The sequence below is a fragment of the Methylobacterium sp. AC690 genome, assembly GCF_979256535.1.
Genome location: NZ_CEEDOX010000001.1, coordinates 301,615 through 314,732 on the forward strand (window position 1 = coordinate 301,615; position 13,118 = coordinate 314,732).

17 protein-coding genes are annotated in these 13,118 nt (G+C 69.8%); 12 read left to right on the forward strand and 5 right to left on the reverse strand.

The annotated features are described in order from the left end of the window. Positions 1-18: 18 nt before the first annotated feature. Positions 19-879 (reverse strand): phosphoribulokinase, encoded by an 861-nt coding sequence (locus tag AC0IY1_RS01455; protein ID WP_055947234.1) that lies wholly within the window; start codon positions 877-879, stop codon positions 19-21. A 29-nt stretch (positions 880-908) separates the two neighbouring features. Beyond that, the gene (locus tag AC0IY1_RS01460) at positions 909-1,970 is read right to left on the reverse strand and encodes a class 1 fructose-bisphosphatase (protein WP_181017226.1); all 1,062 of its coding nucleotides are present in this window, start codon (positions 1,968-1,970) and stop codon (positions 909-911) included. 323 nt (positions 1,971-2,293) lie between these two features. On the opposite strand from AC0IY1_RS01460, the gene AC0IY1_RS01465 reads away from it, so the two are divergent. Then, positions 2,294-3,250, forward strand: coding sequence for a LysR family transcriptional regulator (locus AC0IY1_RS01465; protein WP_055947232.1), 957 nt, complete (start codon positions 2,294-2,296; stop codon positions 3,248-3,250). Beyond that, positions 3,247-4,470 carry an NAD(P)/FAD-dependent oxidoreductase gene (locus AC0IY1_RS01470; protein ID WP_471767174.1) on the forward strand — a complete coding sequence of 408 codons (1,224 nt, stop codon included), beginning with the start codon at positions 3,247-3,249 and terminating at the stop codon, positions 4,468-4,470. The genes AC0IY1_RS01465 and AC0IY1_RS01470 overlap by 4 nt, the downstream gene beginning before the upstream one ends. Before the next feature lie 32 nt (positions 4,471-4,502). On the opposite strand, the gene AC0IY1_RS01475 is transcribed toward AC0IY1_RS01470, so the two are convergent. Further along, a complete protein-coding gene (locus AC0IY1_RS01475; protein ID WP_055947229.1) occupies positions 4,503-4,841 on the reverse strand; it encodes a helix-turn-helix domain-containing protein in 339 nt (112 codons plus the stop codon). A 284-nt stretch (positions 4,842-5,125) separates the two neighbouring features. On the opposite strand from AC0IY1_RS01475, the gene AC0IY1_RS01480 reads away from it, so the two are divergent. The 9 genes from AC0IY1_RS01480 to AC0IY1_RS01520 all read left to right on the forward strand — a co-directional run bounded on the left by AC0IY1_RS01480 (position 5,126) and on the right by AC0IY1_RS01520 (position 10,269). Further along, positions 5,126-5,635: an META domain-containing protein gene (locus AC0IY1_RS01480; RefSeq protein ID WP_055947227.1), complete on the forward strand. Its 510-nt coding sequence runs from the start codon at positions 5,126-5,128 to the stop codon at positions 5,633-5,635. A 144-nt stretch (positions 5,636-5,779) separates the two neighbouring features. Continuing rightward, positions 5,780-5,953 (forward strand): hypothetical protein, encoded by a 174-nt coding sequence (locus AC0IY1_RS01485; RefSeq protein WP_156375514.1) that lies wholly within the window; start codon positions 5,780-5,782, stop codon positions 5,951-5,953. A gap of 253 nt (positions 5,954-6,206) precedes the next feature. Then, entirely contained in the window at positions 6,207-7,184 is a 978-nt protein-coding gene (gene cysK / locus AC0IY1_RS01490) for a cysteine synthase A (protein ID WP_055947225.1), read from the forward strand. Between the two features lie 101 nt (positions 7,185-7,285). Beyond that, entirely contained in the window at positions 7,286-8,554 is a 1,269-nt protein-coding gene (locus tag AC0IY1_RS01495; RefSeq protein ID WP_471767178.1) for a DUF2254 domain-containing protein, read from the forward strand. 23 nt (positions 8,555-8,577) lie between these two features. Continuing rightward, positions 8,578-8,814, forward strand: coding sequence for a hypothetical protein (locus tag AC0IY1_RS01500; RefSeq protein ID WP_471767180.1), 237 nt, complete (start codon positions 8,578-8,580; stop codon positions 8,812-8,814). A 2-nt stretch (positions 8,815-8,816) separates the two neighbouring features. Beyond that, complete coding sequence (locus tag AC0IY1_RS01505) at positions 8,817-9,104, forward strand: hypothetical protein (RefSeq protein WP_471767182.1); 288 nt, start codon at positions 8,817-8,819, stop codon at positions 9,102-9,104. A gap of 4 nt (positions 9,105-9,108) precedes the next feature. Next, entirely contained in the window at positions 9,109-9,267 is a 159-nt protein-coding gene (locus AC0IY1_RS01510; protein WP_181017225.1) for a hypothetical protein, read from the forward strand. 100 nt (positions 9,268-9,367) lie between these two features. Further along, positions 9,368-9,745 (forward strand): response regulator, encoded by a 378-nt coding sequence (locus AC0IY1_RS01515; protein WP_103708300.1) that lies wholly within the window; start codon positions 9,368-9,370, stop codon positions 9,743-9,745. Positions 9,746-9,930: 185 nt separating this feature from the next. Further along, complete coding sequence (locus tag AC0IY1_RS01520; protein ID WP_471767185.1) at positions 9,931-10,269, forward strand: hypothetical protein; 339 nt, start codon at positions 9,931-9,933, stop codon at positions 10,267-10,269. Between the two features lie 10 nt (positions 10,270-10,279). Here AC0IY1_RS01520 and AC0IY1_RS01525 read toward each other — a convergent pair whose 3' ends face one another. Next, a complete protein-coding gene (locus AC0IY1_RS01525) occupies positions 10,280-10,510 on the reverse strand; it encodes a tautomerase family protein (RefSeq protein WP_055947216.1) in 231 nt (76 codons plus the stop codon). A gap of 359 nt (positions 10,511-10,869) precedes the next feature. Here AC0IY1_RS01525 and AC0IY1_RS01530 point away from each other — a divergent pair, with 359 nt between their 5' ends. Then, a complete protein-coding gene (locus tag AC0IY1_RS01530) occupies positions 10,870-11,781 on the forward strand; it encodes a methyltransferase domain-containing protein (RefSeq protein WP_471767187.1) in 912 nt (303 codons plus the stop codon). A gap of 134 nt (positions 11,782-11,915) precedes the next feature. Here AC0IY1_RS01530 and AC0IY1_RS01535 read toward each other — a convergent pair whose 3' ends face one another. After that, a complete protein-coding gene (locus AC0IY1_RS01535; RefSeq protein ID WP_471767188.1) occupies positions 11,916-13,043 on the reverse strand; it encodes an acyltransferase family protein in 1,128 nt (375 codons plus the stop codon). Positions 13,044-13,118 lie beyond the last annotated feature (75 nt).

Consider the following 13,118-nt stretch of genomic DNA (forward strand, 5'->3'; position numbering starts at 1 on the left):
GGAGCCTCGTGGCCGCGCTCAGGCCATGCGGCGCTTGCGCTCGACGAGCTGCATGATGATCGGGGTCAGGATGAGCTGCATGGCAAGGTCGAGCTTGCCCCCCGGGATGACGATGGAATTGGCGCGGCTCATGAAGGAGCCCTGGATCATCGAGATCAGGTAGGAGAAGTCGATGCCCTTGGGGTCCTTGAACCGGATCACCACCATCGATTCGTCAGCCGTCGGGATCCAGCGGGCGATGAAGGGATTCGAGGTGTCCACCGTCGGCACGCGCTGGAAGTTGATGTCGGTCCAGGTGAATTGCGGGCAGATGGTCTGCACGTAGTCGGGCATCCGCCGCAGGATCACGTCGGTCACGGCCTCGGTGGAGTAGCCCCGGAACGAGCGGTCCCGGTGCAGCTTCTGGATCCACTCGAGGTTGATCACCGGCACCACGCCGATCTTCAGGTCGGCGTAGCGGGCCATGTCGACGTTGTCGTCGACGACGCAGCCGTGCAGGCCCTCGTAGAACAGCAGGTCGGATCCCGGCGGGAACGCCTCCCAGGGCGTGAAGGTGCCCGGCTCGGTGCCGTAGAGCGCCGCGTCCGCCGCATCGTGGGCGTAGTGCCGGGTGCGCCCGCCCCCGGACTCGCCGTAGGTGCGGAAGACCTCCTCCAGCTCCGGCAGGAGATTGGCACGCGGCGCGAAGTGGCTGAGATTCGGCTCCTCGACCATCATGCGACGCATGGTGTCGCGATCGTAGGCGTGAAACGCATCGCCCTCGATGTAGACCGCGCTGACATCCTCGCGGCGGAAGATCTGCTCGAAGGTGTTGCGGACCGAGGTGGTCCCGGCCCCCGAGGAGCCGGTGACCGAGATGATGGGGTGACGCGCCGACATCTGTGTGCGTGCTGTCCCGTGCGGGCGCGCTAGCTGCGCATCAGGCCGCGCTGCCCGAACAGGGGCGAGCGGCCGGCGGCGGCGTTGCGGCCATCGTAGTACTTGGCCACGCAGGCGACCTCGTCGAGCGAGCCGAAGATCAGCGGTACGCGCTCGTGGATGCCGGTGGCGCCGATGTCGAGGATCCGACGCTCGCCGTCGATGGCCCCGGCCCCCGCCTGCTCCATCAGCATGGCGATGGGCGCGGCCTCGTAGAGCAGGCGCAGGCGACCCTGCGCGTAGCCCTTCCGGTTGTCGCCGGGATAGAGGAACACGCCGCCGCGCAGGAGCACGCGCTGGGCGTCCGCCACCAGCGAGCCGAGCCAGCGCATGTTGAAGTCCTTGTCGAGGGGCCCCTCCGAGCCGCGCAGGCAATCCTCGATATAGGCCTTCACCGGGCCGTCCCAGTTCCGGGCATTCGAGGCGTTGATCGCGTATTCCTTGGCCGTGGCCACCACCTCGATGCGCGGATGCGTGAGGCGGAAGGTCCGCTCGGCCCGGTCCAGGGTGTAGATCTGGGTGCCGTGGCCGAGGGTGACCACCAGGGAGGTGGCGGGTCCGTAGGTGACGAAGCCGGCGGCGATCTGCTCGGAGCCCGGGCTGGTGAAGGAGGCGATCGAGTCCGCCGCGCCGGCCACGACGGGACGGATGCCGAAGATCGAGCCCACCGCCATGTTCACGCCGATGTTCGACGAGCCGTCGAGGGGATCGATCGCCACGGCCAGGGGCGCGCCCGGATTGAGCTGCATCATGCCCTCGGCCTCCTCGGAGGCCACCACCGCCACGGGCGCGCCGCGCAGGGCTTCCGTGAAGCGCTCGTGCGCGAGAACGTCGAGGGCCTTCTGGACGTCGCCGTCGCTGTTGTGGTCGCCGGTGGCGGCGAGGTCGGCACCGCCGAGCATGCCCCGGCCGATCACCTCGCTGACATCGACCGCCGCCTCGGCGCAGGCCGCGATCACGGCCGCCGCGTCGGCGAGCCGCCCATCGGCCGCGACCGTCTTCGCGAGGCAGTCCGCGAGGGTGGACCCGAACTCCAGAGACACCGTCGACATGAATGTCCGTCCTTCTTCCATTCCTGGCCGGGAATCCGGCCGACTCGGTTGCCCGGCCAACTTGGTTGCCCGGCCGGCTCGGTTGTCTCGGCCGCCGGCCGCCCCGGCTGCCTTGCCGTCCCGACGGTTCGCCCTGCCCGACCTCGACGGCTCGGGTCGGGGCGCCGTGCAGGATCGGCGCGCCATCGCTTCCTGCCCTTGGCACGAGTGCCCCCGCGGGCACCAGTGCCCCCGGCGCATCCATGCCGCGCAGGTCCCCATGGTATCACCGAAAGAATTCTGAAAAAACTTGCGAGCGATTCCAAAAAAACTAGAAAAGCCTGATGCGCAACCTCTCTCTCAAGCAGCTCCAGGCGGTCGCCGCCGTCGCCCGCCTCGGCACCATGACGCGCGCCGCGCAGGAGCTCAACGTCACCTCGGCCGCGCTCTACGCCCGGATCCGCCAATTGGAGGAGGAGGCGGGCCTCATGCTGTTCGACCGGACGCCCACCGGGTTGAAACCCACGGATGCGGGCCGCGAAATGCTCTGGGCGATCAACAGCATCAACACGGTGCTGGAGACCTGTGCCGACCGCCTGGAAACCCTGAAGGGCGGCAGCAGCGGTCGCGTGGCGATGGGCGTGGTCTCCACGGCCAAGTACTTCGCCCCGGGCGTGATCGCCGGGTTCGTCGGGCTGCACCCGGCGGTGGAGATCAACCTCACGGTGGGAAACCGGGGCAACATGGTCGAGGCGCTGCGCAACTACGAGATCGATTTCGCCATCATGGGACGTCCGCCCCGCGATTTCGCCATCGAGGCCGAAATCTTCGGTCCGCACCCCATCGTGATCATCGCCGGCCCGCATCACCCCCTCGTGGGCCGCACCGGCCTGACCCGGGCCGAGCTCGCCCAGGAATCCTTCCTGGTCCGCGAGGAGGGCTCGGGCACGCGCACGGTGTTCGAGGAATTCATGGCGGGAGTGATGATCAAGCGCGCGCGGCTCGGCATCGATTCCGGCTCGAACGAGACCATCAAGCAGGCGGTGATGGCCGGGCTCGGCATCGCCCTGATCTCCGCCCACACGGTGGCGGCCGAGCTCGAGAGCGGGCGCCTCGCGGTCCTCGACGTCCAGGGCCTGCCGATCCGGCGCGACTGGTACGCGGTGCGCCGGGCCGACAAGGTGCTGGGGCCGGCGGCCGCGGCGTTCTGGGACTACATCGCCAAGGATGGCGGGCGCTGGCTGCCCCAGCTCCGGCTGTCGCCGAACCCCTCCCCCGTCACCGCGGAGTTCGAGGCATGAGCGCGGCCGGTGTCGTCATCGTCGGCGCCGGCCAGGCCGGCTTCCAGGTCGCGGCCTCCCTGCGCGAGGCGGGCTTCGCCGATCCCGTCACGCTCCTGGGCGACGAGGGCCTGCCCTATCAGCGGCCGCCCCTGTCGAAGGCCTACCTCGCCGGCAAGACCGATGCGGTCGGCCTCTGCCTGCGGCCCGCTTCCTACTTCGACGAACATCGCATCGCGCGGCGATCCGGCGTCGCCGCCACGGCGATCGACCGGGCGGCCCGGCAGGTGCGCCTCAGCGACGGCGGCAGCCTCGCCTACGACCATCTCGTCCTGGCCACCGGCGCGCGCAACCGGACGCTGCCGGTGCCGGGCCACGACCTCGCAGGGGTGTACCAGCTGCGCTCGCTGGCCGACGCCGACGCGCTGAAGGCGGCCCGCGGGGCGGCGCGCGCCATCGCCATCGTGGGCGCCGGCTTCATCGGGCTGGAATTTGCCGGCATCTGCGCCGGGTCCGGCCTCCCCGTGACGGTGATCGAGGCCGCGGACCGGCCCATGGCGCGGGCGGTCTCGGCCGAGACCGCCGCCTTCTTCACGCAGGCGCACCGAGGCGCCGGTGTCCGCTTCGCGTTCGGGGCCGGGGTGCAGGCGCTGGAGGGCGAGGCGGGCCGCGTGGCGCGGGTCCGGCTCGCCGACGGATCGGCGATCGACGCCGATCTCGTCCTCGTCGGCATCGGCGTCGTTCCGAACCAGGACCTCGCCGAGGCGGCGGGCCTCGCCGTCGGCGACGGCATCCACGCCGACCCCTTCCTGGCGACCTCCGATCCGGCGATCTCGGCCCTGGGCGACTGCGCCCGCGTGCCGAGCCGCTTCGCGGACGGGCAGGCGCTACGCATCGAATCGGTGCAGAACGCCGTGGATCAGGGCCGGTGCCTCGCCGCCCGGCTCACCGGGCGCCCGACCGCCTACGCGGCCGTGCCCTGGTTCTGGAGCGACCAGGGCCCGCACAAGCTGCAGATCGCCGGCCTGACCCGGCCCGACGATGCCAGCGTCGTCCGTCCCACCGCGGGCGGCCTGTCCGTGTTCCGCTTCCGCGACGGCCGCCTGAGCGGCGTCGAGACGGTGGACCGGCCGGCCGACCACATGGCGGCCCGGCGCATCCTGAGCCTCGGGCTGCCGCTGACGCCGGAGGCCGCCGCCGATCCGGCCCGGGACCTGAAGGCGCTCGCCAAGGGTGCCTAGTCTCCGGCCCGGCGACCGCAGCGGGCTCAGGCCTAGCGGTCGTTCTCGGTGTTGAGGGCGCCCAGCCGCGTGCCCTCGTCGCGCCCCTGCCCGCTCAGGCGGACCCCGTCCGACCCACCGTCCCGGCTGAACACCACGCCGTGGGTCATCAGCGCGCTGCGCAGGGCCTCGATCTGTCCGGACGGCTGCTCCCGGCCGCCCGATTCGAAGTCGCGCACGAAATCCGCCCCGAGCCCGAGCCGGCCCGCGAGATCGGCCTCCGACCAGTTCAGGAGGGCGCGGGCCGCCCGCGACTGCGCCGGGGTGATGGTGTTCGGGCCCGAGGCCTCGGGCTGCAGGCCGCTTGGGGTTCCTTCGTCCGATCCCGTCACCGCATCAACTCCCTGCTCTACGTTCTGCCGGACAACGGGACCACGGGCGGTTCGTTCAATGGAAACCGGTCCGGAGACGGTTAGCGGGGGATCGCGGCGGCATCCCGTCGAATCCCGTGCGGGCGGTCTTGACCATATTTGTGCTGGAATCTTATCCGATTGGCCGCAGGGCCCGTCCTGTTCCGAGCGGTTCCGTGCGCATCACCCGCGCCGAGCGCCGAGACGGGCCGGCGGGGTTGCAACGTTCGACGCGACGCGAAGCGCGCTTGAAAGGGGGCCAGACGATGAGAGCGATCCGAATCGCCATGGTGGCCGGCGCCATCGCGGCCGGGACCGTGACGGGAGCCATGACCACGGCGGCGACCGCCCAGATGGGGAACAACGTCACGGGCTTCGGCCGCGAGGGCCGCGAGAAGCCCGAGAAGAAACAGTACGTTCCGGCGGCCAAGCCCCAGGAAAAGATCTTTCCCCTCGACGCCACCTGGACGGCGGTGAGCCTGAACGGCAAGCCCTTCGGCGGCAACGACCGGCCGAGCTTCACCATCGACAAGCAGTACCGGGCCCGCGGCTACGGCGGCTGCAACACCTTCGCGGCCACCGCCTTCCCGCTCAAGGAGCAGCACCTCGCGGTCGGCCCGCTCGCCCTGACGAAGAAGCCCTGCGACAAGGGCCTCGGCGCCAGCGAGCAGGACTTCTTCATCGCCCTGCGCACCGCCGGGCAGTGGGACCTGGTCGGGTCCCAGCTGGTGATCAAGAGCCAGAAGGGCGAGCTGCGCTTCGACCGCGCGCTCTGAGCCTTGCCACGGTGACCCCTCCGTCGGTTTTAAGCTTCCATTGACGACGATCCGCGGTCGCGACCGCGGATTTACCCGCCCTTCAAGCCGCACCGTGCCTCCTGATCCCGGCCGCCGAGTGGTTCGGCGGGTGGGGAGAACGCGATGGGTACCAGGGTGGAATGGACCACCGGCAGCAACGGCCTCCGGCCCGGCCTGCGCGAGGAGACCCGCTACACGTGGCCCCAGGGGCTCCATGCGGGCGCCGCGATGATCGCCACCGCCAGCCCGGTCGTCGCCACCATGGTGATGCTCTGCGCCGCCCTGTTGACGCACTGATCCCGGCAGAGGCCGCTGGACCGTCGGCGGAAGAAATAACTTCTCCATTTCCGCACCGCCGCAGGTGAAGACTACTCCAAGTCGGCAGCTTCGTTGCCGACGGAGAAGGATTGTCTTTGACCTCGGGTCTTTGTCGATTGCCTCGACAGAAACGACACGATATCTCCCGGCCCTGAGTTCGTTCCAGGCAAACTTCGGCGCGCCGTTGCGCCGGCCTCCGGGACGCAATCCTCACGCTGTTCAGGAGAGACCTATGGCCGAGTCCCAGAGCCCCGCCTCGACCCGCACGCCGGGCCACGGCCACATCTTCGGCTCGATCACCGAGACCATCGGCAACACGCCCCTGGTCCGTCTCAACCGGATCACCAAGGAACACGGCGTCGACGCCGAGATCCTGCTCAAGCTCGAGTTCTTCAACCCGATCGCGAGCGTGAAGGACCGCATCGGCGTCAACATGATCGACGCCCTCGAGGCCTCCGGCAAGCTGAAGCCCGGCGGCACGCTGGTGGAGCCGACCTCCGGCAACACCGGCATCGCCCTCGCCTTCGTGGCGGCCGCGCGCGGCTACCGCCTCATCCTGGTGATGCCCGAGACCATGTCCCTGGAGCGCCGCAAGATGCTGGCCTTCCTCGGCGCCGAGCTCGCCCTGACCCCCGGCCCGCAGGGCATGAAGGGCGCGATCGCCAAGGCCGAGGAACTCCTCAACGAGATCCCGGGCGCGATCATGCCCCAGCAGTTCTCGAACCCCGCCAACCCCGAGATCCACCGCAGGACGACGGCCGAGGAGATCTGGAACGACACCCAGGGCCACCTCGACGCCTTCGTGGCCGGCGTCGGCACGGGCGGCACCATCACGGGTGTCGGCTCGGTGCTGAAGCCGCGCCTGCCCGGCCTGAAGATCGTCGCCGTGGAGCCGACCGATTCGCCGGTCATCTCCGGCGGCCAGCCCGGCCCCCACAAGATCCAGGGCATCGGTGCCGGCTTCATCCCCGACAACCTCGACAAGGCGATCATCGACGAGGTCATCACGGTCTCGAACCAGGAGGCCTTCGACACCTCGCGTCAGCTCTCGCGCCTCGAGGGCATTCCGGGCGGCATCTCCACCGGCGGCAACGTGGCCGCGGCCCTGAAGCTCGCCGCACGCCCCGATTTCCGCGGCAAGCGCATCGTCACCGTCGCCTGCTCCTTCGCCGAGCGCTACATCTCCTCGGCCCTCTTCGACGGCCTCTGAGACCCGCGCGGGCGGTCCGGGCCTCGCTCCCGGATCGCCCGAACGTCGCGTATCCGGCTCGCGAGCCTTGACCCGCGAGGCTCGGCCCGAGAGCCGCCATCATGTCCACCGCCCTCTACGCCCTCCGCCGCTGGGGGCGGCGCCCCGTCATCCGCGTCGGCGCCTTCAGCGTCGGCGGCGTCGCGGCCGCCCTGGTTTCGGCCGTCCTGGCCCCGATGGTGCCGGCGGACCTCGGCGCCTCGATCGGGGCCGACGCCGTCGACCAGATCCTCTCCGTCCTGGCGACCAGCATGCTGCCGGTGGCGACGTTCTCGCTCTCCACCATCGTGCAGGCCTATGGCGGGGCCACCAACACCGTGACGCCCCGCGCCGTGACCCTGCTGATGCGCGACACCCGTGCGCAGACGGCCGTCGCCAGCTTCATCGGCGCCTTCGTCTACAGCGTCGTCGGCCTGATCGCCCTCAAGACCCATTTCTACGGCAGCCAGGGACGGGTGATCCTGTTCGGGCTGACCCTGCTGGTTCTCGTCAGCGTGGTGGCGACGCTGGTTCGCTGGATCGACACTCTGTCGCATCTCGGCCGGGTCGGCGAGACCATCGACGCCATCGCGGCGGCGGCCGGCGAGGCCGTGCGGCGGCGCACCGAGGCCCCCTATCTCGGCGGCCTGCCCTGGCAGCCGGCGCCGCCCGGCGCGGCCCGGATCGCCGCCGCGGAAACGGGCTACGTCCAGCACGTCGATGCCGCCCGCCTCGACGCCCTGGCCGAGGCGCACGGCCTCACCCTCCACCTTGCGGCCCTGCCGGGCACGTTCGTCCACCCCAAGCGACTCCTGGCGGAGGTCGACGGAACCGTCGACGCCGCCCTGCGGGACCGGATCGCCGCGGCCTTCGTCGTCGGCGACCGGCGCAGCTTCGACGACGATCCGCGCTTCGGCCTCATCGTCCTCGCCGAGGTGGCCCAGCGCGCGCTGTCTCCGGCGGTGAACGATCCCGGAACCGCCGTCGACGTCATCGGCACCCTGGTCCGCGTGCTCGGCCTCTGGGACGCGCGCTGCGCCGCTGCGCCCGAGGCGCGGATCTATCCGCACCTGCGCGTGCCCGGCCTCAGCGCCGACGACCTTCTGGCGGATGCCTTCGATCCCATTGCCCGCGACGGCGCGTCGGACGTGACGATCGGCCTGCGGCTGCAGAAGGCCCTCGCCGCCCTCGCGGATCTCGGAAGTCCGGCCGTCCGGGCGGCCGCCGACGCTCAGGCCGACTTGGCGCTCCTGCGCGCCGAGGCGGCGCTGCCCCTCGCCACCGATCGGGCTCGCCTTCGCGAGGCGCGGGCCACCTGGAGCGAAGCAACCTCGGGGCCGGCGCCGGGTTGAGCCTCCAACATCAGGAGGACATCATGACCGACGAGCCGCGCGCCGCCAGTGCGCCGAAGGACAGCGACGCCGACAGCAACGGCGGGACGCCCGCGCAGGGCGCGGCCTCCGGATCCGGACAGGCGGTGCAGGGCGGGGAAACGCAGCCCGCGAGCCTGGAGGCGATCGGCGCGGCCGCGCGGAAGTCGGAAGCTTCGAGTGCGACCCTCGAAGCCCTCGACCGCGCCACCGCGCCCAACGGCCAGGATGCGGGGGAGTAGACATGCCGAACGATCACATTCCCATCGTGGGCACGCGCAAGCCCGATTCCGATGTCGGCAAGCCGGGCGACCCGGCCGTCGCCGGCGGGGGTCAGTCGGCCGATCAGGCCGCGATCACCCGGCAAGGTCCCGGCGGCGAGACGGATACGGCCCGCAACGCCGCCTGGGACGGCGCGCCGAAGGGACGCAATCCCACCCCGGCCGGCGGCTCCTCCGACGGACAGTCCGACCGGCCCCGTTCGCCCCAAGCCAACCCCGAGGCCAGCTCCAAGGCCAATCCCAAGGAATGACGCGATGACAGGCTCCGACGACAAGGATCCGCCCAAGGACAAGCCAGCCAACACGGCGCCCGACGCGGTGATGGATCCCAATGAGAAGACCGACGGCAAGCCCGGCCAGGGGCCGAAGGGCGGTGCCCAGCCGGACGGCGAGACCGATCCCGGCGGCGGCTAGAACGCGTCTCCGATCGCGGGCCCGGCCGGGCGCTGCACGGCCCTGAACAAGGCCCGCGCCCCCGGCGTTGAGCCAGGACCCGCGGCCTGGAGACTCGACGATGCACACCGGCGATCATCGCGCCATCATCATCCTGGTGGAGGAGGAGCAGGACCAGCGCCGGGTCATCGCGGGGCTCCTCGACGCGGCGGGCTTTGCCGTCAGGGCGACTGAGACGACCGACGAGGCCCTCCGCCTGCTGGAGGCGACCCCGGACGCGGCCGGACTCGTCACCGACGCGCACGTGCCCGGCGGGATCGACGGCTGGGAACTGGCGCAGCGCGCCCGCGCGCGGAGACCCGGCCTCGCGGTGATCCTGATGTCGGGCCATTCGGATCCCAGCTCCGGCCCGCTGCCGGAGGGCGCGGCATTCGTGCTCAAGCCGAACGTGCCGGCCAGTCTCGGTGCAACTTTGCGCGAGATGATCGGCGAGACCTGACACGGCCCGCCCCCGTTTCAACTGGGTCTCGGCCTCGGCACCGGTCCGCGCTCGGAGCGTCGTCGCTGGAACCCGCGGCAATGCCGCCGTCGGAACTCAACGAACTGGTGAGAAACGCGCGGTATACAGGGTCCGACATACGCGAGGCGCGCCGAGGTCGCGCGATCCAGACAGGGAGATTGCGGGTGAGTGCCGCTTCAGCGTCATCGATCCGGGCCGCGGCGCCCACCGACCGGCTGCCCGAGCTGTCACGGCTGGCCGCCCTCTTCGCGCGGACCGTGCTCGACGCCCAGATCCAGGGCCGTCCCGTCCCGGACGACCAGATCCGCTTCCTGCTCGACGCGGCCCTGCTCCTGAACGAGTACGGCGCCGAGTTGCCCTCCCCCCTCGATCAGATCATGCAGGATGCCAGTGCACCGAAGGCGCCCGAGCCGTCGGACGACCGGCCTGCGCGGGACGTCCAGGACGACGATGCCGGCCGCCTCGCCTGGCTGCTGCGCCCCTTCCAGGGATTGAAGGGCTGAGGACCGGGGCTCAGGGCAGGGTATAGCCCGGCTTCTTGAACAGGGTCTCGGGCCGGCCGACGATCTCGGGCCGGTAGACCTGCGCCTCCCAGTCCGCCTGGGCCACGTCCTCGATCGACACTGAGATCGCCCGCTCGGCGGTGCCGGCACTGGCCATCAGGGCCGCCGCGATGGCCTCGGCCATCTCCGCCTTCTGCGCGTCGGTCTTGCCCGGGTACATCTTCACGGTCACGTGCGGCATGGCGATTCGGTCCTGACGGCGGCGGGATGGACGGGAGACCGCCCGTCATGCGGTCGCGGGGTCCATGACAGGACCGGAGCGGACGGACAAGATCCGGAAGCCTCTCTCTGCGGCCCACGCCGATCGGGCAAAACAGCATCGATCGACGGTGACGGGCCCCTGATGCTCCGCACGTCCTCGACCGGACGCATGAGGGGACCCGGTTTTCGAGCCAAGGCACCATCGCTCACGCAACCTTTGGGATCGCACGATGATCGATTACCAGGCACTGGTTGTACAAGCTCGCGGACGGGTTCATGGTCGCCCGGGATCAAGCCGCCGTGGCGGTATCGTGATTCTGCCAAGTGGACTGAAGCACCATGGACTATCACGGCTACCTGGACAAATTCGCGGTCGTCGGACGATGCCTCTATGCCGAGGGCTGGGCCAATAGCTTTGAACCGGAACTGTATTACGACGGCGAGCGACTGAGGACAGAGCATCAGACCGTCCCGCGGCCAGACCTTACAACGGTATTCGGACCCGACGCAGTCAATTGGGGCTTCGTCCTCGTTGCGATCGTTCCCCACCTGCACGTCGACCGGTCGAAGTTCACGCTGCGGTTCAGCGAAGGCTTCATCTTGAAAGACCCATCGGGAGGGTTCTCCAATCCTGGGGACAGGCTTTTCCAAGTGATGGTTGATCGCTTCCGCGGGGAAGTTGCCGAGCGTCGGGGAAGCATGCTGGAAATCGGCAGTCGAGCGCGCAGCGGCGTCAGCTATCGTTCCTGGTTCCCGGCCGACATCGAGCACCTCGGAATCGACATCACGGACGGGCCGAATGTCGACGCCGTCTGCGATGCGCATCATCTCAGTCGGCGCGTCGATCGAACCTTCGATTTCGCGTTCTCGATGGCGGTGTTCGAACATCTCCTCATGCCGTGGAAAGTGGCGTTGGAGATGAACAAGGTGCTTCGTCAGGGTGCCCTGGGGCTCGTCATCTCGCACGCCGCGTGGCCCCTGCACGAGGAGCCCTGGGACTTCTTCCGATTCTCGAAGGAGAGTTGGCGGGGCATCTTCAACGCCCATACCGGGTTCGAGGTCGTGGATGCACAGTATCGCTATCCTGCCTCCATCGTACCGGACTACATCAACGATTCGAACTTCCAGCAGATGAGCCTCGGGCCGACTTACCTCCTCAGCGGATGCATCGTCCGGCGAACGGGCCCTGCCCAGGTCGCGTGGAACGCGGAGGTCGCGGATATCTACGACCTGTCTTATTCGCATGCCTGAGATGAGGCGTCGGACCGGCCGGACGCCATCACGAAGGGCATGGTTCCCCGATGCGAACGTTTCCCCGGAGGCTGAGGGATCGGCCCCCTAGCGGACAGGGCCGAGGGCCTTGCCGCGTCGCCCCGGCGGCCGGCTCAGATCTCGGAGCGGCCGACCATCGGGGCGGCCGGGGCGTGCGCGTCCCGCCCCGCGCCGGAGACCGGCAGGAGGTGGCGACGGATGACGTGGCGGCCCAGCGCGATGGCCGGCGCCTCGATCCAGCGATAGACTAGCGCCGCGACCGCGACGGTCGCGAGCGCCGTGGCGGCCGCGAACAGGTGGATCGGAACGACCGACGCGTACCCGGCCAGCGCGTGCTCGAGCACCCCCTGGACCACCGGCCCGAACAGGTAGATCGAGTAACTGATGGCGCCCAGGTAGGTGAACAGCCGCCCCTCGATGCGCAGCCGCTGGGACAGCAGGGCGAACAGCGCCATCGCGGCCCAATAGGTGACGAGGTATTTCAGCCAGTTCTCGTGAAAGCCCATGTCGCGCCCATAGGCGAGCACGGACACCAGCGGGATCGCACAGACGAGCGCCCCGGTGACGACGGTGAGCGCGACGCCCCAGCCCGGCCGGCGCTCGAGGACGTGGTAGCGCAGGCACAGTCCCCAGAACATCACCGCCAGGGACAGGGGAACGGCCACCGGGAATTTCCGCTCGAGACCGAAGCGCAGGGCGGCGAGGCCGAGGGCGGCCGCGATCAGGGCCAGGGCCGACAGCACCACGCCGACGGCATCGTCGAGACGCCCGAGGACGAAGAGCCCGACGCAGAGGCCGTAGAAGATCAGCTCGATCTGCAGGGTCCAGTACAGGGCGATGATGTTCTCCACGCCGAGGAACTGCTGCAGCATCGTGATGTTGGCGGGCACGAGGACGGCGGGAATGTCACGGCCCGCCCAGACGAACAGGACCAGCAGCCCGCAGGGGATCGAGAGCCAGTAGGCGGGATACAGGCGGAAGAGCCGCGACACGGCGAAGGCCAGGATCGGCCGGTCTCCCGCCTTGAACAGCGAGAAGGGCACCACGAAGCCCGACACCGCGAAGAACAACGTCACGGCGATCTTCCCGACATCGACGTACTCGGTCAGCCCCGACAGGACGGCGCGCTCGAGGGGAAACGGACCGAGCTGCGTCTTCAGGCCGAACTCGACCGTATGGGCGTAGATGACCGCCAGGGCGGCCAGACCACGGATCGAGTCGATGCTGTGCAGGCGGCGCATGGCGACAGTCGGTGTTGCGCCCCGACCATCGAGGGCCCTGCAGGGATTGCAGGTGACACCCGGTTCGACAAGGTT

Coding starts and splice junctions, on each gene's coding strand:
- AC0IY1_RS01455 (WP_055947234.1), bottom strand. CDS start 879: ATGTCGGCGCGTCACCCCATCATCTCGGTCACCGGCTCCTCGGGGGCC.
- AC0IY1_RS01460 (WP_181017226.1), bottom strand. CDS start 1,970: ATGTCGACGGTGTCTCTGGAGTTCGGGTCCACCCTCGCGGACTGCCTC.
- AC0IY1_RS01465 (WP_055947232.1), top strand. CDS start 2,294: ATGCGCAACCTCTCTCTCAAGCAGCTCCAGGCGGTCGCCGCCGTCGCC.
- AC0IY1_RS01470 (WP_471767174.1), top strand. CDS start 3,247: ATGAGCGCGGCCGGTGTCGTCATCGTCGGCGCCGGCCAGGCCGGCTTC.
- AC0IY1_RS01480 (WP_055947227.1), top strand. CDS start 5,126: ATGAGAGCGATCCGAATCGCCATGGTGGCCGGCGCCATCGCGGCCGGG.
- AC0IY1_RS01485 (WP_156375514.1), top strand. CDS start 5,780: ATGGGTACCAGGGTGGAATGGACCACCGGCAGCAACGGCCTCCGGCCC.
- cysK (WP_055947225.1), top strand. CDS start 6,207: ATGGCCGAGTCCCAGAGCCCCGCCTCGACCCGCACGCCGGGCCACGGC.
- AC0IY1_RS01495 (WP_471767178.1), top strand. CDS start 7,286: ATGTCCACCGCCCTCTACGCCCTCCGCCGCTGGGGGCGGCGCCCCGTC.
- AC0IY1_RS01500 (WP_471767180.1), top strand. CDS start 8,578: ATGACCGACGAGCCGCGCGCCGCCAGTGCGCCGAAGGACAGCGACGCC.
- AC0IY1_RS01505 (WP_471767182.1), top strand. CDS start 8,817: ATGCCGAACGATCACATTCCCATCGTGGGCACGCGCAAGCCCGATTCC.
- AC0IY1_RS01510 (WP_181017225.1), top strand. CDS start 9,109: ATGACAGGCTCCGACGACAAGGATCCGCCCAAGGACAAGCCAGCCAAC.
- AC0IY1_RS01515 (WP_103708300.1), top strand. CDS start 9,368: ATGCACACCGGCGATCATCGCGCCATCATCATCCTGGTGGAGGAGGAG.
- AC0IY1_RS01525 (WP_055947216.1), bottom strand. CDS start 10,510: ATGCCGCACGTGACCGTGAAGATGTACCCGGGCAAGACCGACGCGCAG.
- AC0IY1_RS01530 (WP_471767187.1), top strand. CDS start 10,870: ATGGACTATCACGGCTACCTGGACAAATTCGCGGTCGTCGGACGATGC.
- AC0IY1_RS01535 (WP_471767188.1), bottom strand. CDS start 13,043: ATGCGCCGCCTGCACAGCATCGACTCGATCCGTGGTCTGGCCGCCCTG.